This is a genomic window from Variovorax sp. EBFNA2 (genome assembly GCF_033802765.1).
Taxonomy (GTDB): Bacteria; Pseudomonadota; Gammaproteobacteria; order Burkholderiales; family Burkholderiaceae_C; genus Variovorax; species Variovorax paradoxus_H.
Map to the genome: position 1 here is coordinate 5,338,278 of NZ_CP138496.1, position 23,482 is coordinate 5,361,759.

A 23,482-nucleotide genomic window follows, 5' to 3' on the forward strand; every position below is an offset into this window, starting at 1 on the left:
GCCCTGAGCCATGGCCTTCGCTCTTTCCGCGCCGGGCTGGCAGGCCGAGCGGCGCCGGGCCTTCCTGCTGGGCCTGTCGCCGTCGCTGGCGGTGCTGCTCGTCATCACGCTGGTGCCGGCCGTGGCGCTGCTGGTGGCGAGCTTCACGCCGCTCAGCCTCACCGACCCGGCGGCCACCTTCCGCTTCGACGATCCGCTGGTCAACTACCGGCAGCTGCTGCACGACAACCGCTTCCTCGGCTCCATCGCGGTGCAGTTCAAGCTGTCGGCATCGAGCGTGGTGCTGCAGCTGCTGGTGGGACTTGGGCTCGCGTTGCTCTTGAACGGCAAGTCGCGCGTGCTCGACGGCGCGCGCACGCTGTTCCTCATTCCGATGGTGCTGCCGCCGATCGTCGTCGCGCTGATCTGGAAGATCATGTACACGCCCGACGTGAGCCCCATGCACCGCGTGCTGGAGCACCTGGGCTGGCCGGTGCGCTCGCTCATCGCCAACCCCGACACGGCGCTCTGGGCCATTTCGCTGGCCGACACCTGGCAATGGTTTCCGTTCACCATGCTGATGGTGCTGGCCTCGCTGCAGATGATTCCGGACGACCCGCTGGAAGCCGCACGGCTCGAAGGCGCCAACCGCTGGCAGCTGTTCCGCTACATCGTGCTCCCCTACATCCGGCCGGTGCTGGTGGTGTGCGGCCTCTTCCGGCTCATCGACAGCTTCAAGGCCTTTCCGCTCATCTACGTGCTGACCAACGGCGGGCCGGGCAACGTGAGCGAGGTCACCAACTACTACGGCTTCATCCAGGCCTTCAACTTCTCGTACTGGGGCTACGCGAGCGCCATCGCCACTGTGATGCTGGTGGGCGTGTTCGTGTTGAGCTGGCTGGTCGGCAAACTCGGATGGAGCGACCATGAACAGCATTAGCCGCACGCTAGCCGCCGCCGACCTGGCGGGCGCGCACGAAGAAGGCGCAGAACGCGCGCGCTTCGCCGGCATCGGCACCGCGGGCCGTCGCCGCGCGCCGTGGTGGCACACCCACAGCCGCTCACTCATGGTCGCCCTGCTGGTGCTGCTCGTGCTGTCGCCCTTCCTGTGGCTGGTGCAGCTCGCCTTCAAGCCCGCGGCCGACATCTTCGACGACGCCCTGCTCTTCGTGCCCACGCTGGACGGCTTCGCGAGCCTCTTGCAGGGCAACTTCCTCAAGTCGTTCGGCAACAGCCTGCTGGTGAGCACGCTGTCGACCGGCTTCTCACTGGTGATCGGCGTGCCCGCGGCCTATGCACTCACGCGCTGGAAATTCAAGGGCCGCGACCGCATCGCGCTGTGGATCCTGGTGACACGCATGGCGCCGCCCATCGCCTTCACCATTCCGTTCTTCCTGGCCTACCAGTACCTCGGGCTGCAGGACACCGTGATCGGGCTGGCCATCGTGTACCTCACGTTCAACCTCGCGATCGTCATCTGGCTCATGCAGACCTTCTTCGAGGCGGTGCCCGCATCGCTCGAAGAGGCCGCGTGGATCGACGGCTGCGGCGTCTGGCAGGCGTTCTGGCGCGTGGCTTTGCCGCTCACAGCGCCGGGCCTGGTGGCCACCGCGGTGATGTGCTTCATCTTCTCGTGGAACGATTTTTTCTACGCGCTGATCCTCACGCGCACCAACGCCATCACCGCGCCCGTGGCCATCGTCAACTTCCTGCAGTACGAAGGCTGGGAGTGGACCAAGATCGCCGCGAGCGGCACGCTGGTGATGCTGCCGGTGATCGTCTTCACGGTGCTGGTGCGCAAGTACCTCGTGCGCGGGCTGACGGCCGGCGGCGTCAAGGACTGATGCAGGCCTTCGCGAACAGCAACACAGACAGACAAGAACCTCATGGCCTCCATCAGCATCCGCAAGCTCTTCAAGCAGTTCGGCAGCACGCCGGTGATCCGCGGCATCGACATCGACATCCGCGACGGCGAGTTCGTGGCGCTCGTGGGTCCGAGCGGCTGCGGCAAGTCGACGCTGCTGCGCGTGATTGCCGGACTGGAAACTGCCGAGGGCGGCGACATCCTGCTGGGCGACCGCCGCATCAACGACACCGCGCCGCGCGAGCGCGACGTGGCGATGGTGTTCCAGAACTACGCGCTCTACCCCCACATGACCGTGGCGCAGAACCTGGGTTTCGGCCTGAAGATCCAGGGCATCGCAAAAGACCAGATCGCCCGCCGCGTGCAGCAGGCGGCCGACACGCTGGGCCTGGGCGAGCTGCTGCAGCGGCACCCGCGCCAGCTCTCGGGCGGCCAGCGCCAGCGCGTGGCCATGGGCCGGGCCATCGTGCGGCAGCCGCAGGCTTTCCTGTTCGACGAGCCGCTGTCGAACCTCGACGCCAAGCTGCGCGTGCAGATGCGCACCGAGATCAAGGCACTGCACCAGCGGCTGGGCACGACCACGGTGTACGTCACCCACGACCAGGTCGAAGCGATGACCATGGCCGACCGCATCGTGGTGCTGAAGGACGGAAAGGTCGAACAGATCGGCGAGCCGCTCGCCCTGTACGACCGCCCGCGCAACGCCTTCGTGGCCGGCTTCATCGGCTCGCCCGCGATGAACTTCATTCCGGGCCGGTTGCAGCTCGACGGCGCACCGCATGTGTTGACGGACGACGGCCTGCGGCTGCCGCTGGCCAACGCATCGAGCGGCACACACGGTGACCGCGTGCTCTACGGCACGCGCCCGGAGAACTTCACCCTCGACGCCGGCCAGGGCCTGCCCGCCGACGTGGTGGTGGTCGAGCCGACGGGTTCGGAAACGCAAGTCGCGCTGCGCCTGGGCGGCCACCCGGTGATGGCCGCCTTCCGCGACCGCATCGACGCCCGCCCCGGCGAGCGGCTGCCGCTGTGGCCCGTGGCAGCGAAGGCGCATCTTTTCGATGCGGCGGGTGGGCAGCGGCTGAACTGAGGCGCGCTGGACTCATGCGAGGGTCCAAAAAGAAAAGCCGCTGCTCCTGAGAGCAGCGGCTTTGATGTGGGCCAACTCCAAAATCAACCTGAGTCGTTGATTTTCAATGGCGATCTGGCGGAGAGTGTGAGAGCGGAATCTCTCAATATCGCAATTACTTAGACCATGGATACCATTCGAAATACCATGAACCCCCTCTGGCTGCGAGCGTTTGCCGTTTCCTTGTAGGCTGCATCGCTAGGTGAGCTAGGGGAGCCGCCAAGGTGATTCAGCAGTTGGTGGCAAGCTCTACCCTCCAACAAGGAATGCGAATGAGCTACAGCATCAAACTCTTCGGCAGAGTTTATCCGGAACAAGCGGCCGTCGTCATTCCTCCACTCCAGTTTTTGGTGAAATCGCCCACAGCAAACGTGAATGACTCCACGTGGGCCATCTACGGCCACGGGTCGCAACTGATGATCTCCGCAGTGTTTTCAGGCGAAGAGCGCCCAGCGATCGACAAGGTCAAGGACATTGCCTTTCGTCTTTCACTGACGATCACAAACCTTCTCGGCTTCTTCGCACTCCGGACCTTCCAAGTCGAAATTCTTGCCGCGGACGATGCGGAAACACGGTGGTTCTTTGGTGCCGACGTTCACGGAATCACGGAGGCGACGGATCGAGTCGATGTTGACTGGTCGTTGATGCAAAAGCTCGACGGGAAAGCGCTTCGATGCTTACAAAGCGCCCTGGACGACTTCCGCCAAGCCCTCACGCAGCGTGAACGTGCGCCGATGCTCGTGCACCGCCTGCTGGAGACATTGGCGTGGCGCTACGTGGCGGATGAAGACAAGGCTTCTCTTAGCCACGCCGACTGGTCCGTGTTCTGGGATCGTGTGGGGCTGTCGAGTGACCCGAAGCGGGCCTGGGCGCTCAGCGCCTTGCAGCCAATCGCCACTCGAATTCGGCACGGCCGGTTCACCCCGGAGGCAACCACCCTCTTCGAGCCCGCTATAGCCCTCGCCCGACAAGTCATCTCAAACTACATCGAAGCCGAAGTCGTGGAAATTCCAGCGCGATCATAGAAACGCCCCACGATAGTGGACGCCTGTAGCGGAGGCGGGAGCAAGACCGCATTGATCCGCAAATGCCAACGCTATAGATCGGGCTAAGGCCAAAGCCACTCAAACGAGTAGCAGTCTTGGGAAAATTGCGCCACTATCACGCCATCATCTCGGCCTATCCACCATGACCATCGATTCAGAAAAAAAACCACATACCGTTTTCGTCCTTGGCGCCGGCGCGAGCTTTGAAGCTGGGCTGCCAGTTGGCGCCGAACTGAAAAATCGAATCGCCAAACTCATTGACATTCGCTTTAGCGGAGGGCATCACGATCACACTGGCGATTACGCCGTAATGGAAGCATTCAGGTCTTACGGTCGCGAAAATCGCATCGATGTAAACAACTTACTTCGCGCCGCATGGGGCATTAGAGATGCGATGCCACAAGCCATTTCGATAGACAATTTTCTAGACGCCCACCGGGGAAATATTTTAATTGAAATAGCAGGGAAGATTGCTATCACACGCGCAATACTTGCGGCCGAATCAAAAAGCAAGCTTTACGTAAATCGCGTCAACTCTCAATTAAATTTCGGCAACCTCGACGGAACCTGGTATAACAAGTTTTTTCAAGTACTAACGGAAAATTGCAGGCTCGACGATATGCCCGAGCGAATCAGTGCAGTTTCAATTATTAGCTTTAACTACGACAGATGCCTGCGGCACTTTCTTTTGCACAGCATGCAAAACTACTATCAGGCATCTCGACAAAAGATTGAACCAATAATTAACAAATTAGAAATTCTTTATCCATATGGCTCTGTGGGCGTTTTGCCAGAAATAGAAAAAAATCACGAGAATGAAACACCCTTTGGCGAAGAATTACATGGATCAAATTTACTAGCTATCGCGTCCAAGATAAAAACCTTCACAGAAGGCACCGATGAAGCAGCAAGCGAAATTATCCGCATCCGGCAAGTGATGCAGCAAAGCAGTCGAATATTCTTTTTGGGCTTTGCCTTTCACCCTTTAAATATGGAGCTTTTGGCTCCCAAAGGAACCGCCAGCGAAGATCAAATGCAAAGGGTCGTGGGAACTGCTTTCGGGCTATCAAACAGCGACATTGAAGTCATATCGGATGACCTCAATGATCGACTCGGCAGCCCTTTGCAAATAACTCTCCCCTCAATTACTTGCTCTGATCTTTTTTCACAGTATTCTCGCACTTTATCCATGACCTAATGACAAAAATGGATATTGACAGCAGCACCTTCAGGACCGGAAACCGAACGGAAATCCCCTTCCCAAAATGACAGTTCGATTCCTATCGAAGGCACCAGAAAGCCGCTGATATCCAAGGGCTTTTTTATTTGACGGGACAGGCGCGGGACAAAAAAACCTATCGACTCCGCCTGCGCATTCAAAAAACATGAGCCAGCGGGGCACTTTTCCGCAGCTGCAGCAACAACGCTGGGAAATGCGGCTTTTCAGCCCCTGATGGTCCAGAGATCTGGTCCCATGGCGGGCCGTTCGGAAAAAGCCAGCCCAAGCACCGATGTCGTGCTCCTTCGTTGGCTTCGTTTCCGCAGGCGCGGTAGTGTGCGAGATTAAAGAGCTGCGGACTCCACCTAGGCTGGGCGAAAGAACTCCGTAATGCACCTCGCGTATACCCCCTTTCCGAACGGATTACATTGAGAAACAATGGCGCGCGCGAGAGAGGCCTCGCACTAAAAAATAACCAACCAAAGTAGAGGGAATCGTGGCACTGCAAATCCAAAATCTAAATACCACAAAAATCAAACTGAGGAATTGCGACACGAGTACGTTCGAGAATATCGACAATAGCTTTGTATGGTTTACACGAAGGCTGAACATCACTCAGTTTCGCCACATAAGAAACTTACCGATCAATTTTTCTCATCCAGTAACTGCCATAGCGGGTTCAAACAGGATCGGCAAAACGAGCGTACTTTTGCTACTGGCATGTAGCCATGAAGATTTTCGTCGACTCGATGCAAGCTCGTCAGCCGTAGGGATGAGAGATCACGCATGGAACGACGTACTCTCTTTTACTTCGCACGAAACCGTATTAGTCGACTACCAGTATGAGATGGATTGGCGCCAAGGAAAAGCCCATCGCTCTGGCATCGGAAAGCGCCTTCATACATCCCGCGCGTGGAGCGGCCTAGGCAAGAAAAGCAGCGACGCTAAACGAATCAATGCAAAAATCCGAGGGCGAGAAGTTCGACTAGTCGATCTTGAACGGTTACTTCCGGCCCGTGCATTTTCTGATTCTCTCTATCGAAAAGCGAATTTGGCTGTCGCACAGCCGCTGCACGCACATATCGCGCAAGCGTTTGCATACGTGTTCGATACGCCCATAACTTCTATTTCCGAGGCGGGCGGACACGTTAATAGGCGTTGCTTTCTGATCGAACGAGCCGGGAACACTTACTCAACCTATAACGCTGCTTCAGGGGAAGAAGCAGTCATCTACCTATTAAAGGACTTAATTGAAAGTCCCAAGGGGAGTTTGATCTTAATTGACGAGATAGAAGCAGGGATTCATCCGTCAGTTCAGAGGAAGCTTCTTGATATCGTCCATATCATTTCTTGGACAGACAAAAAGCAGGTCGTCTTTACGACGCATTCCCCAACCGTACTTTCAAGCGTCGAAAAATCCTCCAGGAAGTTTCTGGAAATTTCTGGCGGCTTGTATCGGTGCTTGTCGGACATATCCGTTCAAGCAGCTAGCAGCAAAATGGATTCTGTGGGATATCCATTAGTGCAGCTTTACTGCGAAGACGATCTAGCCGATTTTCTGATTTCTCAACAACTCGTTGAGCTTACGCGGGCAGACGCTTATTTCGGGCGCTTAATAAACATCGTCCCTTCAGGCCCCATAGATCAGGTCAAAAACGATTACGAACGCCACAAGCGAAATTATTCATTCCTTAGAAGCAAATTGGGATTTTGCGCGATCTTTGACGGAGACTACAAGGACGACGCGCACTATTCAAACTATTACTTGAATCCCGCCGAAGGCACAAGCTTTCTTTATCCGTACGACAAGCCTGAGAAGTTTTTAATAAGAGCTTACCTGGCTACCAATCAAAACGAGATTTTGGAAGCTGCTCTTGAGCATATGGATCACCACCTGCTTTTTGACTACATGGTTCAACTCGGCTTAGCTGCCGATGCTTTGGACGCACGCAATCGTTGCTACACCGAATTCAAAGCTTCAGCTGAGTACGCCAAGCATTCCGACGATATTCAGAATTTTGTTAAGAATATCGTCGAGAAGTTCGCAAATGAACCCTAGGCGTCGCTCGTAGCCCCGTACGGACCATGGCTCTTGGTACAGCAATGCGGGGGCGAGTGTCCTCCAGCCACCCGCCATGTTCTTCGGGCAGCCGACCGCTTGGCCGCTTGGCCGCTTGGCCGCTTGGCCGCTTGGCCGCTTGGCCGCTTGGCCGCTTGGCCGCTTGGCCGCGTGACCTCGTGACCTCGTGACCTCGTGACATTCGGCGCGTCTTTGAGGCGCGGGCATGCAAAAACGCACGCAACTCCGTCAGGCTTCCATGTCAGCTACGACGACTGTCATTAGTAGATGCGTATATCCCTAGTGATTTGCGCTTGGCATAGGTCATCATGTGCTCGCAATATGACCCCGCTGCGCGCCAATCTACAAAAGTGAAGGAAACACCGTGAAGGTATATCGAGGCCCGAAATCAAAGCCTTTCTACGACGACACGCACGAACTTGTTTCGACAATCACGTCGAAACAGCTTGAAGCAGGCGTCAAGTCGGGCGCGTTGATCCGATTTAACGTCACGAAGGACGGCCCCGAGCGACAGTCAGTGTGTACCGCTCGCTTCGAGGACGCCGACCTCATGCCTATGATTAACGGGCTCGTGGCCCACTTAGCTGGGCAGCAGACAAAACTGGCCGAGGTGAGGGCAGTGGTTAGTGGCAAGAACCTCTCGGACGAGACGAAGATCGAGAAGATCACGGCGATCCTGCGAAATTAGGCGCTGGAGCCATGAGCGCTCGATCATTCCCGACAATGCTCAGCAGCAGATCTACTTCGGCGTCTCGCTGCTCAACGATGATTCGGCCGCTTCGAAGTAGCTCTGCGCCTCGCGCAGCCAGGTCTGCGAGGACTGCGGATCGATCCGCGACACGCTGGCAGGCAGCGGGGTCGCTTGCGGCTTGGTCACGGTCACGGGTGGCGAAGTCGGCGAATTGCTTGCGCATCCGCTCAGCATCGCCAGCAGCAGCGTGGCGGCGGCCGTCGAGCACGGCCAGCTTCTTTTCGTAGGCATCGACGTTTTCCTTTTGGGCTTTGGCATGGGCGGCCTGCATCACGAGCACGCGCTGCAGGTCTTCGAGCGCGGCGAGCGCGCGGCGGGTGTTCTCGGCCTGACGGTCGAGCTTTTCATCGGAGACGGCTTTCTGCGCCTTGGACTCATCGGCCCTCGCTTTGAGCACCTGCGTGCGCTCGATACCTGCCGCGGCGAGCGCCAGTACCAGCAGCAGTGCCCACAGCCACGACGGCACGATGTCGAGGATCTTCATTGGCTCAGCACCTTGTACGCACGCGCCGTGATCGCCTTGCGCTCGGCGAGCTTCAGCCGCGCCGGACCGTTGACCCGCCCCGTCACGTCGTAGACATCGCCCCGCTCGGCCGCCGGCAAGCAGTCCTTGAACACCGCAAAGAACCAGCACGCCGACTGCGCCGCGTCTTGCGGCCGCAGCAGCAGCGCGGGATTGCGGCGGAAGTCAACGCCGAGCGCATGGCCCGCGGCGATATAGGCATCTTCCCAGGTGAGCTGGATAAGGCCGCGGCCGTGGAAGCCCTTGTAGCGGAGCATGCTCAGCCCTCGGGGGTTACGCACGTACTCTTCGGCCCGATAGCCGCCCTTGACGAACAGACTTCATCGTCCTGCCCATCGTGCTCGCCGCGATGTGCGTCTACGGCTGGAGCACTCCATGATCGTGATTACCTCCCCTCGCCCGCGGCGCCCCAAACAGCCGCAGCATGCCGGCCCCATCGGCGGCCTCTCCGACAGCCGCTTTCGCTACACGCCGGCCGTCGCCACCGACATCAGCAAGACCTTCAAGCGCATCCGCGCCGAGCAGAGGGGTGCCCAGGCGTGACGACGACCACCACCGGACTTTTCTTCGTGGGCAAGGACTACCCTTCGCGCCCCGCCATCAGCGAGCACAAGAACGATGCCGGCGACTTCGTGCTGAAGATGCGCGTTATCGACAACCAAGGCCCTCGCGCAGTCGAGGGTTACGTCGTGCGCTGGGTCGGCCCCGAGGCCGCCGCCTGGCGCGCCCAGCACAGCAGCCTCAAGGCCGGCGATGCCTTGCGCCTTGAGCTCATCAATCCCCGCTCGATGCCCGGCGTTCACCAGCCGGAAATCCACGCCGCCATTCGCGCGTGCGAGCTGCAGCCCGCACGCGCACGCGCCGCGGCCCAAGCCGCCTAACCCTGCACCACCAGCGCAACAACATGCCATTCCCCATCACCCCACTCGCCACCATCGAGCGCGAGGCCAAGGCCGCCGCCGAGAAAGGCCAGACCCCCAACGAAGCATGCCGCTACCCCTTCGGCGACCCGGCCGGCGAAGCGTTCATGCGCATCTACAACGAGCACCGCGCAGCCCTGAAAGGCGCGACGCCGCAGCTCGCCTCGGAGGTGCCCCAATGACGTGGATGCTTACTGCCAGCGGCGCCGAGTACCACCTCGCCGGCCCTACCTCGCTCGCCGCGTGCGGGCGGCCCGTGAAGATCGAGGACGTTGCCCACCACCTCGCCATCGTGGCCCAGTTCAACGGCGCGACCTCGCGCCCGTACAGCGTCGCGGAACACAGCTTGCTTTGTGCCGACATCGCGCGCCGTGCAGGCGCCTCGGTGTTTGTGGAGATGGCCGCGCTGATGCATGACGCGCACGAGGCATACACCAACGATCTGATTAGCCCGGCGAAGCTCGCCGTGAACAGCTTCAGTATGGGCGCTGGCGGCGTCGCCGCATGGGGGCTCTTCGAAGCCGAGCACGCGAAGACCGTTCGTGAGCATTTCAAGCTGCTTTCCGTGTTCGCCGGACACAGGACGCTTTTGCGCTCTATCGACTCGCAGGCGCTCGCCACCGCGCGGCGCGATCTCACGCCGTTTAATCCGGCGCGACATCTGCCGTGGGCGGTGCTGGGCGACGACACGGTGCAACCCGTGGCACCCGCCGATTGGGTTCGTCTCGACACACCCGAGCGCGAAGCAGCAACGTGGAAGGACTGGCGCGAGCAGTTCCGCAGTCGCTTTCTCGAGTTGCAGGTGCAGCGCACCCTCGCAGGATTGGCGACGACCAATACCGACACAGCCCTTCGCCATTCACTGAGCTTGCCTGCGAGCAAGGAACCCTCATGAGTCCACCCGAATTCATCGCAACGAAGCCGTTTCCCGCTGTGCGCGTGCCGCGCATCCCAACCTCAATCAAGAATCAGGAAACTCAAATGAACGAAAAACTTCTCGTCCCCGCGGCAGAGGCCGCAAAGATGCTGTCCATGGGCCGCTCCACTTTCTGGAACAAGGTGAAGCTCAAGCAGATTCCCCAGCCGGTAAAGATTGCGGGCATCACTCGCTGGCGCGTTTCGGACCTGCAAAGCTTTGTCGATGTCACTTCACGCCTGGATCCTGCCGGATAGGTCTTGGCCAGCTCCTACAGTCATGCTGCTTTAGTCTGCATGGCTGCTGCCTTCGCTACAAGCGTTGGCACTGCACGCCAGCCACTTGGCGCGAGGCCCGACACTCAGCGCCAGCAAAGATCTCGGCCCAAAGCGCTGACGGGCGAAGGCGCTAAAGTGCGCCGGCGAACGCGCGATTGAGGATGGCGGGGAGAAGGGCATCGAGTTCAGTACGGGTGCGCGCCTGTAGTCGCTTGAGTTGCTCCGTCTCTTTGTCCAATTCGTCAACTTCGGACACCAATTTCCGTTGCTCAACCTCGGTGTGCGCCGGAACTAGAAGGGCCAGTATTCGGGCCTTCGAGATGTTCTTCATTGTCGGAGAGGTGCCACTCGCCGAGCGTTCGATCTGGCTTCGTAGCGCCGGCGACTTTAGGATCCAATTTAGCCAAGCTGGCGACACGGGCGCGGAAGACCTGAACTTTGCTCGAAGCGTCTTGTCGCTCAGCAACAAGCGTGCTCTCACATCGCCCACGATGCAGCAAGCGCCGACCAGCTCAGGCGTGTTGGCCCGACTCACCAGGAAGTCACCTTCACAAACCTCGTCACGGTGATCCACAACCATGCCCTGAGGGAGCGCCTTGTTTTGTCGTTCGTCGAAGGTACCGAACGAAACCGCACCGACCTTTAGTACACCCCATTCGTCTGCGGACGCAGGGCGCGCCTCGCACTGCGGACTGGACCCCGCTTCAAACCCGGAAATGACGCTCGTCAGGGGCACCCAGTTCGGTTGCGGCTCAAGTCCGATGCGCGCATTTAGGAAAGCAAACCTCAACGCCTTCACTTCGGCATCGGCCCGTCGGCGTCGCGCAAGCGCGTCGTCGAGCAACGAGTGCACCGATTCGATTTCACCAACGATGCGCTGCTGATCGCGTAGCGGTGGAAGCGGAATCACCTGCTGCAAAAAAGATGTGCGATTGAGCGTCCTATTTCGTCCAGCGCCGCCGGGCGAGACCCGACCAAGTAGTTCTAGCCCAGCGGGGGTATGGAAGAACCGCTCAAGATAATGCAGGTCCACACGGCCTTCAACTGCACGAAAGCAGGGAAACCGGTGTGACGCGATCATTCCGCGCTCGCCCTCGGACGCCACGCCGATAGCACCTTCCCAAGCGAATACGATGTTCAGTACGAAGTCGCCAGGCTCGACGTAAAAAACACGCTTGTCTCCGAGGGCGGCGCCAGACACTGGCGCTTTGTGGAACAGCCCTTTACCGTGGCTACGAATCCCAATCTCGCGATATGTGACACCCGCTTTCACTGTCAGCGGGCGCGCAACATGACGCAGCACCTCCCCCAGCTTTACCAGCTCCCAAGACGATTGTTCGGCACTCACGCGACCTCCTGCTTCAAGAGGCCCTGAATCCGTCCCATGATTCGCGCGATCTCCGCTTCCTTCTCCAGGATGCTCGCCACCAGCTCTTCCGGCGCGCGATGCCTGATGTCATCCGCCGCACGCGGGTTCTTCCGATCTAGGTTGCAGTTGGCCGCCAACAGTTCGACCGCCGGCACCTTCCAGGCCTGCTCGCCTTCCCGCCGGTCGCTCCACCACGCCATCAGCGGCGCGAACTCTTCAAACTGCAGCGGCTGCGTCTTGGTGTAGTTCTTGCGCCCCTCAGGCAGCTTGTGTTCCCAGTACCAAACGTCCTGCGTCGGCCCGCCACGCTCGAAGAACAGCACATTGGTAGGGATGGTGGTGTAGGGCGAGAACACGCCGTTGGGCAAGCGAATGACCGTGTGCAGATTAAAGTCACGCAGCAATTCAGCCTTGATGCGCGCACACACGCCGTCACCAAACAGCGTGCCGTTGGGAACAACGACCGCCGCGCGCGCCGCGCGCCCTGCACTGCTGGGCTTGCGATGCAGGCGCCGCATGATGAGTTGCAGGAAGAGAAGCGCAGTCTCCGAGGTCTGCTTATCGTCAGGAAAGTTGCCTTGAATACCCTTTTCTTCCTCGCCGCCGAAGGGCGGATTGCTCAGAATCACGTCCACCCGCTCACGCAAGCCGATATCTGTGAGCTTGTGGCGCAACGCGTTGCCTGGATCGATATCAGGAGCATCCAGGCCGTGCAGCAGCAGGTTCATCTGGCAAAGCAGGTAGGGCAGCGATTTGGGCTCGCAGCCGAAGATGCTGCCGCGCTGCAGCATCTTGCGCTTGGCCACGGTGTTCACCTGCTCGGCGAGGTGCGAATATGCCTCCACCAGAAAGCCACCGGTGCCGCTGGCCGGGTCCAGCACCTTCTCTCCCAATTGCGGATCTAGCAGCTTCACCATCAGTCGCACCAATGCGCGTGGCGTGTAGAACTCTCCGGCGTCGCCCGCTGCGTCGCGCATCTCTCGCAACAGGTTCTCGTAAAGCGAGCCCAGCGTGTGCAGTTCGTCGCTGGCGGTGAAATGAATGGCGTCCACCTTGTCCACCACGTCGCGTAGCAGGTACCCGCTTTTCATTCGGTTGTCGATGCCGCGGAAGACAGTGGCAATGACATCCCGTCGCTTGTCACCATTGCTGGCCGTCAGCTTGCGCAGGGTGGCGAAGAGGCCGGGGCCATGGCTACCGTCAGGTCGCGAAGCGAACTCGTTGTTAACGAACGCAAGCAGGTCGTCGCCAGTCAGGCCAGTCTTCGATGCGGCCCAGTCGCGCCAGCGATAGGGAGCTTCGATCGCCGGCCGAAAGCGCGTGCCGGCCAGCACCGCCTCGTCTTCGTGCTGACGTTCCAGATCGTCCAGGAATTTGAGGAACATCACCCACGTCAGCAGCGGCAGGCGGTCGAGGTCGCCGTTCAATCCCTTGTCCTTGCGCATGATGTCGCGAGCGGACTTGAGCAGGCTGGAGAGGCTTTGGGCGGTAGTGAGCGGAGCAGTGTCAGTCTTCTTGCGGGTGGGCATCGGCAGGAGGTTCAGGAGGCGTACAGCAGGTTCTGCAGGTCGGTGACGGCGGCGCGCAATTGTTCGGCGCTACCAAAGAGGCGAATTATCTCTGCCGGCTGGCCGTGGCCGCTGATCGGCGGCACACGCAATACGTCGGGCAACACGAATTGGGCGTCGCCGTGTTCGGCGTACTTCTCGAGCAGTTCTTCCAGTAAGTTCCGTGCTTCTGGGCTGAAGCGTTGCCAGAAGTCGGGGCGTTCGCGCTTGAGTGCGAGCGCACGCTCGCGGCGTGTGCGCAGCGGGGCATTAAAGGCCAGGTGACACAGCAGGTCAAAGGGGTCAGCCTCGGGTTGGCCGGTGGACTCGGACAATTCGGTGAAGTCGATGCCGCGCTGGTTCAGCGCCTCGATGATCTCAGTGCGCTGTACGGGCTCGGCCCAGCGACGGCGCAACTCGGGGGCAGAGGGCACGATCAAGCGCACACTCTCGGCCGCATAGTCGGCGTAGCGCACCACGCGCAGTTGAGACCCATTGCTGTCGAGTTCATAGACCAAATGAGCGGCGATCTCGACATGACCACCATCAAAGTAGAACTTCCGACGAGGCTCAGCGTCGTCGGGCTGAATCACGCTACCGATGCCGGCCAAGTAGTCCGCCGGCTCGGCTTCGGCAGCAATGACCCGAGCTGGCTGCACCGCCAGGCCGACAGCATCGATCTCTTCCTGCGTCACCCGCGCGGGTTCGCCGTCGAAAGCCGGGTCGGCGAACAGACGCGTGGCCGAGCCGGTGTAGTCGATGATGTTGAACCAGAGCTTGCCGTAGTCATCCTTAACGCGCGTCCCGCGGCCGATGATTTGTTTGAACTCGCTCATCGAGCCGACCACACGCGCTAGCACCACGTTCTTACAAGTGGGCGCATCCAGGCCGGTAGTAAGCAGTTGCGACGACGTCAAGATGACCGGTGTTCGGTTCTCAGGGTCCTGAAAACGTCCGCGGTGGCCGGCGCCAACATCGCCTTCGTCAGCGGTGACGCGGCATACGTAGTCGGAATGTTGCGCGATCAAGTCCTGGTTCAGGGCAACGAGCGCAGCGCGCATCTCGGCGGCATGTTCCTGGTCGACGCAGAAGACGATGGTCTTGGCGTAGCGATCAGTCTTGCGCAGGAAGTCGGTGAGGTGGCGCGCAATAGCGTTCGTACGGGCCTTCAGCGCGACGGCGCGTTCGAAATCGTTTGTCTGGTATTCGTCGTCGGGGATGGTGCGACCGTAGCGGTCGACTTCGCCCAAATTGGGGCGCCAGCCGGCGGCGTCCCATTCGGAGATGACACGGTGTACGCGGTAGGGCGCCAGGAAGCCGTCAGCGATGCCCTGCTGCAAGGTGTAGGTGTACAGCGGGTTGCCGAAGTACAGGTACGTGTCGCGGCTGTCTTCACGCAATGGCGTAGCGGTCATGCCCAGTTGCGCGGCTGGCTCGAAGTGGTTGAGGATGTCTCGCCAGGCACTGTCAGCGCGTGCGCTGCCGCGGTGGCATTCGTCTACTACGATGAGGTCGAAGAAATCGCGCGGGTACTTGCGGAACAGGCCTTCGCGGCGCTCGTCCTCGGCCATGGCTTGATAGATGGCAAAGTACATGTCACGACCCTGCACTACCTCACCCGACTCGATCTTGTGGCGGGCGTCGCCGAAAGGCGCGAAGTCCTTAGCCATGGGGTCATCGACCAGAAAGTTGCGGTCGGCCAGGAACAGGATCTTCGGCCGGCGCGGTTCACCACTGCGATTCCAGCGCGTGGTCCACAGTTTCCAGCAGATCTGGAAGGCGACGCTGGTTTTACCGGTACCGGTGGCCAACGTCAGCAATAGGCGGGTGCGGCCGCCAAGAACGGCCTCGACTACGCGGTCGATGGCAATGCGCTGGTAGTAGCGCGGCGGTTTACCGGCAACAAGGTTGTAGGGCTCCAGCAAGCGTTGGGCGTCTGATTCGCTCGTCACGCCGCTGCCGGCGCAATAGCGTTGAAGCAATTTGTCTGGCGTGGGAAAGTCCTTGCAGACCGTCTCGGCACCGGTGAAGTAGTCGATCTCGATGATCTCGTGGCCGTTGGTCGCGAAGGCGAATTTCAGGCCCATCATCTCTGCGTACTCGCGCGCCTGTTGGATGCCGTCACTAGCATTTCGCCAACCGGCCTTCGCTTCCACCACCGCTAGAGGCAGATCGCGCGTCGCCCGCAACAGGTAGTCCACGCGCTTGGGCGGCTTGCGCACGAAACCACGGCCCACCGGCACGATGCGGCCGTCGGTAATGCTACGCTGCTCCGCGATGGAATGCGGCTCGTCATCCCACCCGGCGGCCTGCAGCAGCGGGACGACGAACTTTCGACACGTGTCAGCTTCATTCACGGCGGGCTCTCCATGCCGTGAGCATAGTCGAGCGCGTGAGCCGGACTGCTAGGAGGAGGGAGGGTGATCTTGGCCCCAGAGGGCCAGTCGCCTCCGCGCTGGATATTAGCCTCCAGCCGCACTAGTGAATTTTCCGACTACCCAGCAGGGTGTCCTTCATCATCGGCTAAATGTCCACTCGGGCAAACCCCTTACCTCCTTCAGAACGTCCCGTTGTCTGAGTCGACCTGTCGCCCACAGCGAAAGGAGCAGATGCCCGAGTTCAACAGTCCGCCGTAAACCCAAGTCGAACGCTGGCAATTTGAAGAAGACATTTGCCAGCTTGCGCAGAATGACCGCTACGGATCGGGAGAAGGACAGACTCGCCGCACACGCCCTCCGTGGCGGCCATCGTTGTCGGTGATCGGAATTCAGGGTCTGGTGGAGTTCGACGATTGGGCCACATCGAGCCAATCGGACCACCACTGCATCAGCTCACGCCGCTGCATGAGGTATTCCGCCCGGTTGTATGCCGCGCGCACCGCGTCCGTCTCCTTATGCGCGAGCTGCCGCTCGATCACGTCATGAGGAAAGCCAGAACCCTCATTGAGGACCGTCGATGCAAGAGCCCGGAAACCGTGCGCCGTCATGCGGCCACGGTAACCCAGCCGATACAAGGCAAAGAGAAACGTGTTCTCCGACAGCGGATGTCCCGGATGGATTGGCGAATCGAGCACGAGCACCCCGTCACCGCTCATCTTGCGCAGGGTTGCCAGGATCGCCCGAGCTTGCCGCGACAGTGGCACAACGTGTGGGATGCGCATCTTCATGCGCTCTTCGGGCACGACCCACACCTCCCCTTCTCCTTCAACTCGCCCCATCGCATGCCGCGCAGCTCACCAACGCGTACAAATGTGTGCGCCATCAACTGCAGGCCGAGTCGCGTCACGGAATCCTCGTAGCCATCAATGGCCCGCATCAGCTCGCCAGCCTCTTCAGGCGGAATGCTCGCCATCGGCTTCTTGGTCTTGCGAGCAATGAGCACACGCGTCAGTCCGGCCGCACCGTGCTGCTGCAGCAGGCCCGTGTCCTGCGCGAAGTCGAAGACAGCCGAGATGCGGCTCGCAACGCGATGCCCAGTTTCAATTTTTCCGCCGGCCTGCGAAGCCCGCACCGCCGCGACTAACTCCGATCGCGGAATGGCATCGATAGGCCGCGAGCCGAGCAGTGGGAACGCGTACCGCTCTAGCGTGTTCTGCACCTGAATTTGATGTTTGCCGTTCGAGAGGGTAGGCAGCTTCGCCTTGAGCCAGTCGCGCGCCACCGTCTCAAAGGTCGGCGCCGCTGCTGCGGCCGGCGCCCTCTCACGCGTCGCTGCGTGCTCTTTCCGCGCTTCAGCCAGACTCACCCCAGGGTAGAGGCCATAGGTCTTGGTCTTCTGCTTTCCGCCGGCGGTGTAGTTGGCACGCCAACTCTTTGCGCCGGTGGGCGAAACGAATAGATATAGGCCGTGCGCATCGGCCAGCTTATAGGCCTTTTCGCGCGGTTTGGCGGCGTCAACAGCTTTAACGGTGAGGGTCATGGTATCGGCTAGAAAATACCATGACTGATGCCACGTTTCGAGTTTGGCTGGAGGTAGCCTGCGACAGCCTCCGTTAGACCAAAAAGGATGCATTCCCCAATGAAAAAGTCCCGTCGCATGAACTGCGCGGGACTTCTTGAAACTTGCTCAGATTGATTCTGGCGGAGAGTGTGAGATTCGAACTCACGGACGCTTTCACGTCGGCAGTTTTCAAGACTGCTGGTTTAAACCACTCACCCAACTCTCCGGAACCGTCGATTTTAAGCTGACCGCGCGGCCTTACTCGTCATCGGGCAGGAACAGCGTCTGCAGGTCGCTCAGGAAGTCGAGTCCGCGCTCGGTGGGCCACACGCGGAACAGGTCGCGGGCGACGAGCCCCGTGCGCTCCGCCTCTTCCATGCCGCGCTGGATCGACGTCATCGCCAGGCCGGTGCGCTCGCTGAACTGGGGCAGCGTGAAGCCCTGCTTCAGCCGCAGCGCGTTGAGCATGAACTCGAACGGCAGGTCGGCCAGCGCCACTTCGTCGCTCTGCGACACGGCGGCACCGGCGCGCGCGTTCTCCATGTACAGGCGCGGTTCGCGATAGCGCACCTGCCGCACGATGCGGTGCGCAAAGCTCAGCTTGCTGTGCGCGCCGGCACCGATGCCGAGGTAGTCGCCGAACTGCCAGTAGTTGAGGTTGTGCGCACATTGGTGCCCGTCGCGCGCATAGGCCGAGACTTCGTAGCGCGACATGCCGCTCGCGCCCGTGCGCTCGGTGATGCGGTCGAGCATGGCGTAGGCGATGTCGTCCTCGGGCAGCGTGGGCGGGAACTTGGCGAACCAGGTGTTGGGCTCGATGGTGAGGTGATAGATCGAGATGTGCGGCGGCGCAAGGGCCAAAGCCTGGGTCAGGTCGGCGTCGAGGCCTTCCATGGTCTGGCCGGGCAGGGCGTACATCAGATCGAGGTTGAAGGTGTCGAAGGCGCTTGCGGCTTCTTCGACCGCGGCGATGGCCTGGGCACGGTCGTGCACGCGGCCCAGCGCCGTCAGGTGCTCGTCGTTGAAGCTCTGCACGCCCACGGACAGGCGCGTGACGCCGGCCGAGCGGTACGCACGGAAGCGGTTGCGCTCGAAGGTGCCGGGGTTGGCCTCGAGCGTGATCTCGCACTCGGGCGCGAGCTTGAGGCGCGCGCGCACGTCGCCGAGCAGCCGGTCGATGGCCTGCGGCGAGAACAGGCTGGGCGTGCCGCCGCCGATGAAGATGGTGTGGACGGTGCGGCCCCAGATCAACGGCAGCGCGGCGTCGAGGTCGGCGATCAGCGCGTCGATGTAGGCGGCTTCGGGAAGGCCGTCGATGTCGGCCTCGCTCGTGGCGCGCCACTCGTGCGAGTTGAAGTCGCAATACGGGCACTTGCGCAGGCACCACGGCAGGTGGATGTACAGCGACAGCGGCGGCAGCGCGGTGAGTTGCAGCGGGCCGGGGCGCATCCAGTGCAGCACGTCATTGGCCTGGGGGGCGCCGCCGGGTTGGGCGGGCTGGATCGGGAAGACGGTGGCCATGGGTCAGAACCAGCGCTCGCGCATCAGGGCGAGCATGGCTTGCGCGGCGCGGCCGCGATGGCTGTGGGCGTTCTTCACGTCGGGCGGCAGCTGGGCGAAGGTCTTGCCGAAGGTCGGCAGGTACATGACGGGGTCGAAGCCGAAGCCGTTGTCGCCGATGGGCGCGGGCGCGATCTCGCCGACCACGCGGCCGACGGCAATGAGCGGCTCGGGGTCGTCGTGGCGGCGCAGCGCGACCAGCGTGCTCACGAGCGCGGCGCGGCGGTTGACCACGCCGTCGAGCTGTTCGAGCAGCGCCTTCACGTTGTTGGCGTCGCCCTTGGCGTAGCCGAACTGCGTGGCGTAGTAGGCGGTGTCGACACCCGGCAGGCCGCCGAAGGCGTCGACGCACAGGCCGGCGTCGTCGGCAATGGCCGGCAGGCCGGTGGCAGCGCTGGCGTGGCGCGCCTTGGTGAGCGCGTTCTCGACGAAGGTGCGGAAGGGTTCTTCAGCCTCGCCCACACCCAGCGCCGACTGCGGCACCAGGGTGACGGACAGCTCGGCAAACAGCTGCTGGAGTTCGGCGAGCTTGCCCGCGTTGTTGGAAGCCAGAACCAGTTTCATGGAAAGTCAAAGATGGCTGTGGCGCCCGATGGAGGGCGGGCGCCAGTAGCTGGTGGTTGTGGTCGTCGGTCGGTCAGTTCGAAAGCAGGGCTTGCTGCTGCAGGCTCACGAGTTCGCCGATGCCCTTCTCGGCCAGGCCGAGCAGGAGGTTCATTTCTTCGCGCGTGAAGGCCACGCCTTCGGCCGTGCCCTGCACTTCGACGAAGTGGCCGGCGCCGGTCATGACGACGTTCATGTCGGTGTCGCAGGCCGAGTCTTCGGTGTATTCGAGGTCGAGCAGCGGCGTGCCGCCGACGATGCCCACCGAGATGGCGGCCACGTGGCCCTTGATGGGCGAGGTCTTGATCGCGCCGGAGGCCAGCAGCTTGTCGACGGCGTCCTGTGCGGCCACGAAGGCGCCGGTGATGGCCGCGGTGCGCGTGCCGCCGTCGGCCTGCAGCACGTCGCAGTCGAGGTGGATGGTGCGTTCGCCGAGCACGGCGAGATCGAACACGGCGCGCATCGAGCGGCCGATGAGGCGCTGGATTTCCTGCGTGCGGCCGGTTTGCTTGCCCTTGGCGGCTTCGCGGCTGCTGCGGGTGTGGGTGGCGCGCGGCAGCATGCCGTATTCGGCGGTCACCCAGCCTTCGCCGCTGCCCTTCTTGTGCGGCGGTACTTTTTCCTCGACCGAGGCGGTGCACAGCACGCGGGTCTGGCCGAACTCGATGAGCACGGAGCCTTCGGCGTGGATGGTGAAGCCGCGGGTGATGCGCACGGGGCGCAGCTGGTCGGCGGCGCGGCCGCCGCTTCGTGTGAAAGCAGTCATTTTTTGAAAGAGAAAACCGAAAGAAGAAAAGGGAAAACTGCGCGATCAGGTCTTGCGCGCAGCGGAGCGGCGGATGGCTTCGTTGATCTCGGCGATGGAGCGCTCGATGGCGTCTTCGTCGAGGTCGTCGATCTCGCTGTCGGACGGCATGCCGGCCTGGATGGTCGAGGCGAACACGCCGTCGTCGATGGTTTCGGTGGACACACCGCGGTCGTCGCCGGGCGTCTCGGGCATTTCCCACTCGAGCGCGATGAGCGTCACGTTGTCGCTGTGGGCGCCGCCCTTGCGCAGCGCCATTTCGGCGAGGTCGGGCGCGGCGTCGGACACGGGCTTGCCCGACGACAGGGTGTGCACGATGACGGCGTCGTCGAGCACGCCCCAGACGCCGTCGGAGCACAGCATGAGGCGGTCGCCGCGCTGCAGCGGCAGCGGCGCCGACACGTCGAACAGCGGCGTGGTGGGCGAGCCGAGGCAGGTCAGCAGCAGGTTGCGGTTGACCGGCGCGTCGGTGGCGCCGTGGGGCTTGGGGCGCTCGGCGTGCGAGTGGTCGCGCGTGCGGGTCAGCAGGCGGCCGTCGCGCACGACGTACAGGCGCGAGTCGCCGCAGTGCAGCCAGGTGGCGGTGGCGTTTTGCAGCACGGCCGCGACGACGGTGGTGCGGGGCGTGTCGAGCATCGCCTTGTGGCTCGCGTACCGCATGATCTGCTGGTGCGCCGACATGGCCGATTCGGCCAGGAAGGCCTTTACGTCCTTGACGGTGGGGCGGGCCTCGCGCTGGTACAGCGCGGCGATGGTCTGCAGCGCCAGCTGGGCCGCCACTTCGCCCTCAGGGTGGCCGCCCATGCCGTCGGCGAGCACGAACAGACCCGACTCCCGCGTGTAGCAGTAGCCCATGCGGTCTTCGTTCTTGACGCGGCCGCCCTTGCGGCTGACCTGGAACACGGAGAACTTCATGTCGATCAGGCCGGACGGGTGGTGGGCGCGGCGGCGCGCGGCAGGCTCTTCTTGTCGAAGGAGCGGATGTTGTCGAGCGACAGGCGCACCTTTTCGCCGACCGTGAGCTTGGTGTAGCGGCGCTCGCCTTCGCGGCTAAGTTCTTTTTGCAGCGCAAAGACCGACTGCGGGCGCGAGAGCGGGTCGAGCGACATGCACCACTCGACCACCTCGATGAGGTTGTCGGAGTACACGCCGCGCAGCCGCGAGAGCGACAGGCTCAGGCGGTCTTTTTCGATGCGCCGCGGCGCATCGTTGGGCGGGTAACCCTGCATGCAGGCGTAGATGCAGGCGCCGATGGCGTAGATGTCGGTCCAGGGGCCCATCGACGAATCGCGCCGGTACATCTCAGGGGCGGCAAAGCCCGGCGTGTACATGGGGCGGATGAAGATGCCCTCTTTGCTGAGCACTTCGCGCGCGGCGCCGAAGTCGATCAGCACGGCGCGGTCGTCGTCGGTGACGAAGATGTTGGCGGGCTTGATGTCCAGGTGCAGCATCTTGTACTGGTGGACGATGCGCAGGCCGCGCAGGATTTCGTCGAACAGCGAACGGATGGTCGACTCGCGGAACACCTTTTGCCGCTTCAGGTCGCGCGCCGTGACCACGAAATCCTGCAGGGTCGCGCCCTCCAGGTAGTTCATGACCATGTAGACGGTTTCGTTCTCGCGAAAGAAATTGAGCACGCTGACCACCGACGCATGCGAGATTTGCGCGAGCGAGCGGCCTTCTTCGAAGAAGCTCTTGAGCCCCAGGCGATACAGCGACAGCTTCTCGGGCGGCACCTGCGGCGCGAGCTCGCCGGGGCCCCGCGTGGCGAGCGACGAAGGCAGGTATTCCTTGACGGCCACCTGCTGGCCGTTCGGGTCGATCGCGAGGTAGACCACGCCGAAACCACCCGCGGAAAGCCGGCGAACAACGCGATATCCGCCAATGACCGTATCGGGCAACAGGGGCGTAGGCTTGACCTTTGACATAATCCGGGAGTTTCGCCCGAAGGCGATGGTGCGGCAAGCGAACGCTGTACCGACGCCTCGGTGCTAGCAAGCAAAACCACAGTGAGGCGCAATGCCAGTTTACAGCATGACCGGCTATGCCAGCGGCCAGAACGGCCCCGCAGGCAGCCACTCCGAAGCCGATGCACGGCCCCCCGCCGCGGGCCGACTCGGGGTCGAAATCCGCTCGGTCAACAGCCGCTTTCTCGACCTCACCTTCAAGCTCCCCGAGGAGCTGCGCCAGCATGAGACCGCGCTGCGAGAGCTGCTCACGGCGAAGCTCAAGCGCGGCAAGGTCGAGGTGCGCGCGGCCATCGAGAACACGTCCCAGGCGGGCGTGGTCGAGCCCTCCGTCAAGCTGCTTCAGCGGCTGAACGGCGTGCAGGACGGCATCCGTGCCTGGCTGCCCGGCGCCCGCGAGCTCAGCGTGGCCGACGTGCTGCGGCTGGCCGGCGGCGACGGTGCCACGCGCGGCGACTGGGGCCCCGACCTGCTAGACGTGGCAGGCAAGGCGCTCGAGGCGCTGATGTCAGCCCGCCAGCGCGAAGGCGCCCGGCTGGCCAAGATGCTCGAAGACCACCTGGCCCAGCTGCGCACCCTGGTGCAGCAGGCCGGCCCGCTGGTGCCGCAGCTGGTCGAACAGCAGCGCAACCGCTTCCTGGAGCGCTGGCAGGAGGCCATGGGCCTGACCACCGGCACGGGCGGCACGCTGCCCGAAGCCGCCCAGGACCGCGCCCTGACCGAAGCCACGGCCTTCGCGATCCGCATCGACGTGGCGGAAGAGCTCACGCGGCTGAATTCACACCTCGACGAGATCGAGCGGCTGCTCAAGAAGGGCGGCGACATCGGCAAGCGGCTGGATTTCCTGATCCAGGAACTGCACCGCGAAGCCAACACCCTGGGCTCCAAATCGGCCGCCCTGGAACTCACGCGCATCGGCGTGGACATGAAGGTCCTCATCGAGCAGATGCGCGAGCAGGTGCAGAACATCGAATGACGACGACGAGC

The 23,482-nt window shown here is 61.9% G+C and carries 25 protein-coding genes and 1 tRNA gene; 13 read left to right on the plus strand and 13 right to left on the minus strand.

The window, feature by feature from the left end; all coding sequences use genetic code 11:
* Window positions 1–10 precede the first annotated feature (10 nt).
* From RZE79_RS25070 to RZE79_RS25100, 7 genes are all read left to right on the plus strand, one after another.
* Window positions 11–919 carry a sugar ABC transporter permease gene (locus tag RZE79_RS25070; protein WP_319357293.1) on the plus strand — a complete coding sequence of 303 codons (909 nt, stop codon included), beginning with the start codon at window positions 11–13 and terminating at the stop codon, window positions 917–919.
* Entirely contained in the window at window positions 906–1,823 is a 918-nt protein-coding gene (locus RZE79_RS25075; RefSeq protein WP_373696505.1) for a carbohydrate ABC transporter permease, read from the plus strand. The genes RZE79_RS25070 and RZE79_RS25075 overlap by 14 nt, the downstream gene beginning before the upstream one ends.
* A gap of 42 nt (window positions 1,824–1,865) precedes the next feature.
* Window positions 1,866–2,933, plus strand: coding sequence for a sn-glycerol-3-phosphate ABC transporter ATP-binding protein UgpC (locus RZE79_RS25080; protein WP_319357294.1), 1,068 nt, complete (start codon window positions 1,866–1,868; stop codon window positions 2,931–2,933).
* Between the two features lie 311 nt (window positions 2,934–3,244).
* Window positions 3,245–3,997 (plus strand): hypothetical protein, encoded by a 753-nt coding sequence (locus RZE79_RS25085; RefSeq protein WP_319357295.1) that lies wholly within the window; start codon window positions 3,245–3,247, stop codon window positions 3,995–3,997.
* A gap of 163 nt (window positions 3,998–4,160) precedes the next feature.
* Window positions 4,161–5,216, plus strand: coding sequence for a hypothetical protein (locus RZE79_RS25090; protein ID WP_319357296.1), 1,056 nt, complete (start codon window positions 4,161–4,163; stop codon window positions 5,214–5,216).
* A gap of 517 nt (window positions 5,217–5,733) precedes the next feature.
* Window positions 5,734–7,296 (plus strand): AAA family ATPase, encoded by a 1,563-nt coding sequence (locus tag RZE79_RS25095; RefSeq protein WP_319357297.1) that lies wholly within the window; start codon window positions 5,734–5,736, stop codon window positions 7,294–7,296.
* A 385-nt stretch (window positions 7,297–7,681) separates the two neighbouring features.
* Window positions 7,682–8,005 carry a hypothetical protein gene (locus tag RZE79_RS25100; protein WP_319357298.1) on the plus strand — a complete coding sequence of 108 codons (324 nt, stop codon included), beginning with the start codon at window positions 7,682–7,684 and terminating at the stop codon, window positions 8,003–8,005.
* On the opposite strand, the gene RZE79_RS25105 is transcribed toward RZE79_RS25100, so the two are convergent.
* Together RZE79_RS25105 and RZE79_RS25110 are read right to left on the minus strand one after the other, a co-directional pair.
* Complete coding sequence (locus RZE79_RS25105) at window positions 7,983–8,552, minus strand: hypothetical protein (RefSeq protein ID WP_319357299.1); 570 nt, start codon at window positions 8,550–8,552, stop codon at window positions 7,983–7,985. The two genes, RZE79_RS25100 and RZE79_RS25105, sit on opposite strands and share 23 nt — an antisense overlap.
* A complete protein-coding gene (locus RZE79_RS25110; protein WP_319357300.1) occupies window positions 8,549–8,848 on the minus strand; it encodes a glycoside hydrolase family 19 protein in 300 nt (99 codons plus the stop codon). The genes RZE79_RS25105 and RZE79_RS25110 overlap by 4 nt, the downstream gene beginning before the upstream one ends.
* A gap of 118 nt (window positions 8,849–8,966) precedes the next feature.
* Here RZE79_RS25110 and RZE79_RS25115 point away from each other — a divergent pair, with 118 nt between their 5' ends.
* From RZE79_RS25115 to RZE79_RS25135, 5 genes are read left to right on the plus strand one after another with little or no spacing between them, the layout of a single operon-like run.
* Complete coding sequence (locus tag RZE79_RS25115) at window positions 8,967–9,134, plus strand: hypothetical protein (protein WP_319357301.1); 168 nt, start codon at window positions 8,967–8,969, stop codon at window positions 9,132–9,134.
* Window positions 9,131–9,472 carry a hypothetical protein gene (locus tag RZE79_RS25120; protein ID WP_319357302.1) on the plus strand — a complete coding sequence of 114 codons (342 nt, stop codon included), beginning with the start codon at window positions 9,131–9,133 and terminating at the stop codon, window positions 9,470–9,472. Before RZE79_RS25115 ends, RZE79_RS25120 begins: the two co-directional genes overlap by 4 nt.
* 23 nt (window positions 9,473–9,495) lie before the next feature.
* Complete coding sequence (locus RZE79_RS25125) at window positions 9,496–9,693, plus strand: hypothetical protein (RefSeq protein WP_319357303.1); 198 nt, start codon at window positions 9,496–9,498, stop codon at window positions 9,691–9,693.
* Window positions 9,690–10,406: an HD domain-containing protein gene (locus RZE79_RS25130; RefSeq protein ID WP_319357304.1), complete on the plus strand. Its 717-nt coding sequence runs from the start codon at window positions 9,690–9,692 to the stop codon at window positions 10,404–10,406. Before RZE79_RS25125 ends, RZE79_RS25130 begins: the two co-directional genes overlap by 4 nt.
* Window positions 10,403–10,684 carry a hypothetical protein gene (locus RZE79_RS25135; protein WP_319357305.1) on the plus strand — a complete coding sequence of 94 codons (282 nt, stop codon included), beginning with the start codon at window positions 10,403–10,405 and terminating at the stop codon, window positions 10,682–10,684. The genes RZE79_RS25130 and RZE79_RS25135 overlap by 4 nt, the downstream gene beginning before the upstream one ends.
* 151 nt (window positions 10,685–10,835) lie before the next feature.
* Here RZE79_RS25135 and RZE79_RS25140 read toward each other — a convergent pair whose 3' ends face one another.
* The 11 genes from RZE79_RS25140 to RZE79_RS25190 form a co-directional block, all read right to left on the minus strand.
* Window positions 10,836–12,053, minus strand: a complete 1,218-nt coding sequence (locus RZE79_RS25140; protein WP_319357306.1) for a hypothetical protein — start codon at window positions 12,051–12,053, stop codon at window positions 10,836–10,838.
* On the minus strand, window positions 12,050–13,603 hold the full coding sequence (locus RZE79_RS25145) for a class I SAM-dependent DNA methyltransferase (RefSeq protein ID WP_319357307.1): 1,554 nt from the start codon (window positions 13,601–13,603) through the stop codon (window positions 12,050–12,052). The genes RZE79_RS25140 and RZE79_RS25145 overlap by 4 nt, the downstream gene beginning before the upstream one ends.
* Before the next feature lie 11 nt (window positions 13,604–13,614).
* The gene (gene hsdR, locus RZE79_RS25150; protein ID WP_319357308.1) at window positions 13,615–15,978 is read right to left on the minus strand and encodes an EcoAI/FtnUII family type I restriction enzme subunit R; all 2,364 of its coding nucleotides are present in this window, start codon (window positions 15,976–15,978) and stop codon (window positions 13,615–13,617) included.
* 410 nt (window positions 15,979–16,388) lie between these two features.
* Window positions 16,389–16,787: a site-specific integrase gene (locus RZE79_RS25155; RefSeq protein ID WP_319357309.1), complete on the minus strand. Its 399-nt coding sequence runs from the start codon at window positions 16,785–16,787 to the stop codon at window positions 16,389–16,391.
* Window positions 16,784–17,539: an integrase arm-type DNA-binding domain-containing protein gene (locus RZE79_RS25160; protein ID WP_319357310.1), complete on the minus strand. Its 756-nt coding sequence runs from the start codon at window positions 17,537–17,539 to the stop codon at window positions 16,784–16,786. The genes RZE79_RS25155 and RZE79_RS25160 overlap by 4 nt, the downstream gene beginning before the upstream one ends.
* Window positions 17,540–17,698: 159 nt before the next feature.
* Window positions 17,699–17,786: transfer RNA gene (locus RZE79_RS25165), tRNA-Ser, on the minus strand.
* Window positions 17,787–17,818: 32 nt separating this feature from the next.
* Window positions 17,819–19,081: a radical SAM family heme chaperone HemW gene (gene hemW, locus RZE79_RS25170; protein WP_319357311.1), complete on the minus strand. Its 1,263-nt coding sequence runs from the start codon at window positions 19,079–19,081 to the stop codon at window positions 17,819–17,821.
* Window positions 19,082–19,084: 3 nt separating this feature from the next.
* Entirely contained in the window at window positions 19,085–19,684 is a 600-nt protein-coding gene (locus RZE79_RS25175; RefSeq protein ID WP_153282271.1) for a non-canonical purine NTP pyrophosphatase, read from the minus strand.
* 73 nt (window positions 19,685–19,757) lie between these two features.
* Window positions 19,758–20,489 (minus strand): ribonuclease PH, encoded by a 732-nt coding sequence (gene rph, locus RZE79_RS25180; protein WP_192193526.1) that lies wholly within the window; start codon window positions 20,487–20,489, stop codon window positions 19,758–19,760.
* A 45-nt stretch (window positions 20,490–20,534) separates the two neighbouring features.
* On the minus strand, window positions 20,535–21,443 hold the full coding sequence (locus RZE79_RS25185) for a PP2C family serine/threonine-protein phosphatase (RefSeq protein ID WP_099792600.1): 909 nt from the start codon (window positions 21,441–21,443) through the stop codon (window positions 20,535–20,537).
* A 5-nt stretch (window positions 21,444–21,448) separates the two neighbouring features.
* Entirely contained in the window at window positions 21,449–22,456 is a 1,008-nt protein-coding gene (locus RZE79_RS25190) for a serine/threonine-protein kinase (RefSeq protein WP_101488825.1), read from the minus strand.
* A 91-nt stretch (window positions 22,457–22,547) separates the two neighbouring features.
* Here RZE79_RS25190 and RZE79_RS25195 point away from each other — a divergent pair, with 91 nt between their 5' ends.
* The gene (locus RZE79_RS25195) at window positions 22,548–23,471 is read left to right on the plus strand and encodes a YicC/YloC family endoribonuclease (protein WP_319357312.1); all 924 of its coding nucleotides are present in this window, start codon (window positions 22,548–22,550) and stop codon (window positions 23,469–23,471) included.
* The last annotated feature ends 11 nt before the right edge of the window (window positions 23,472–23,482 follow it).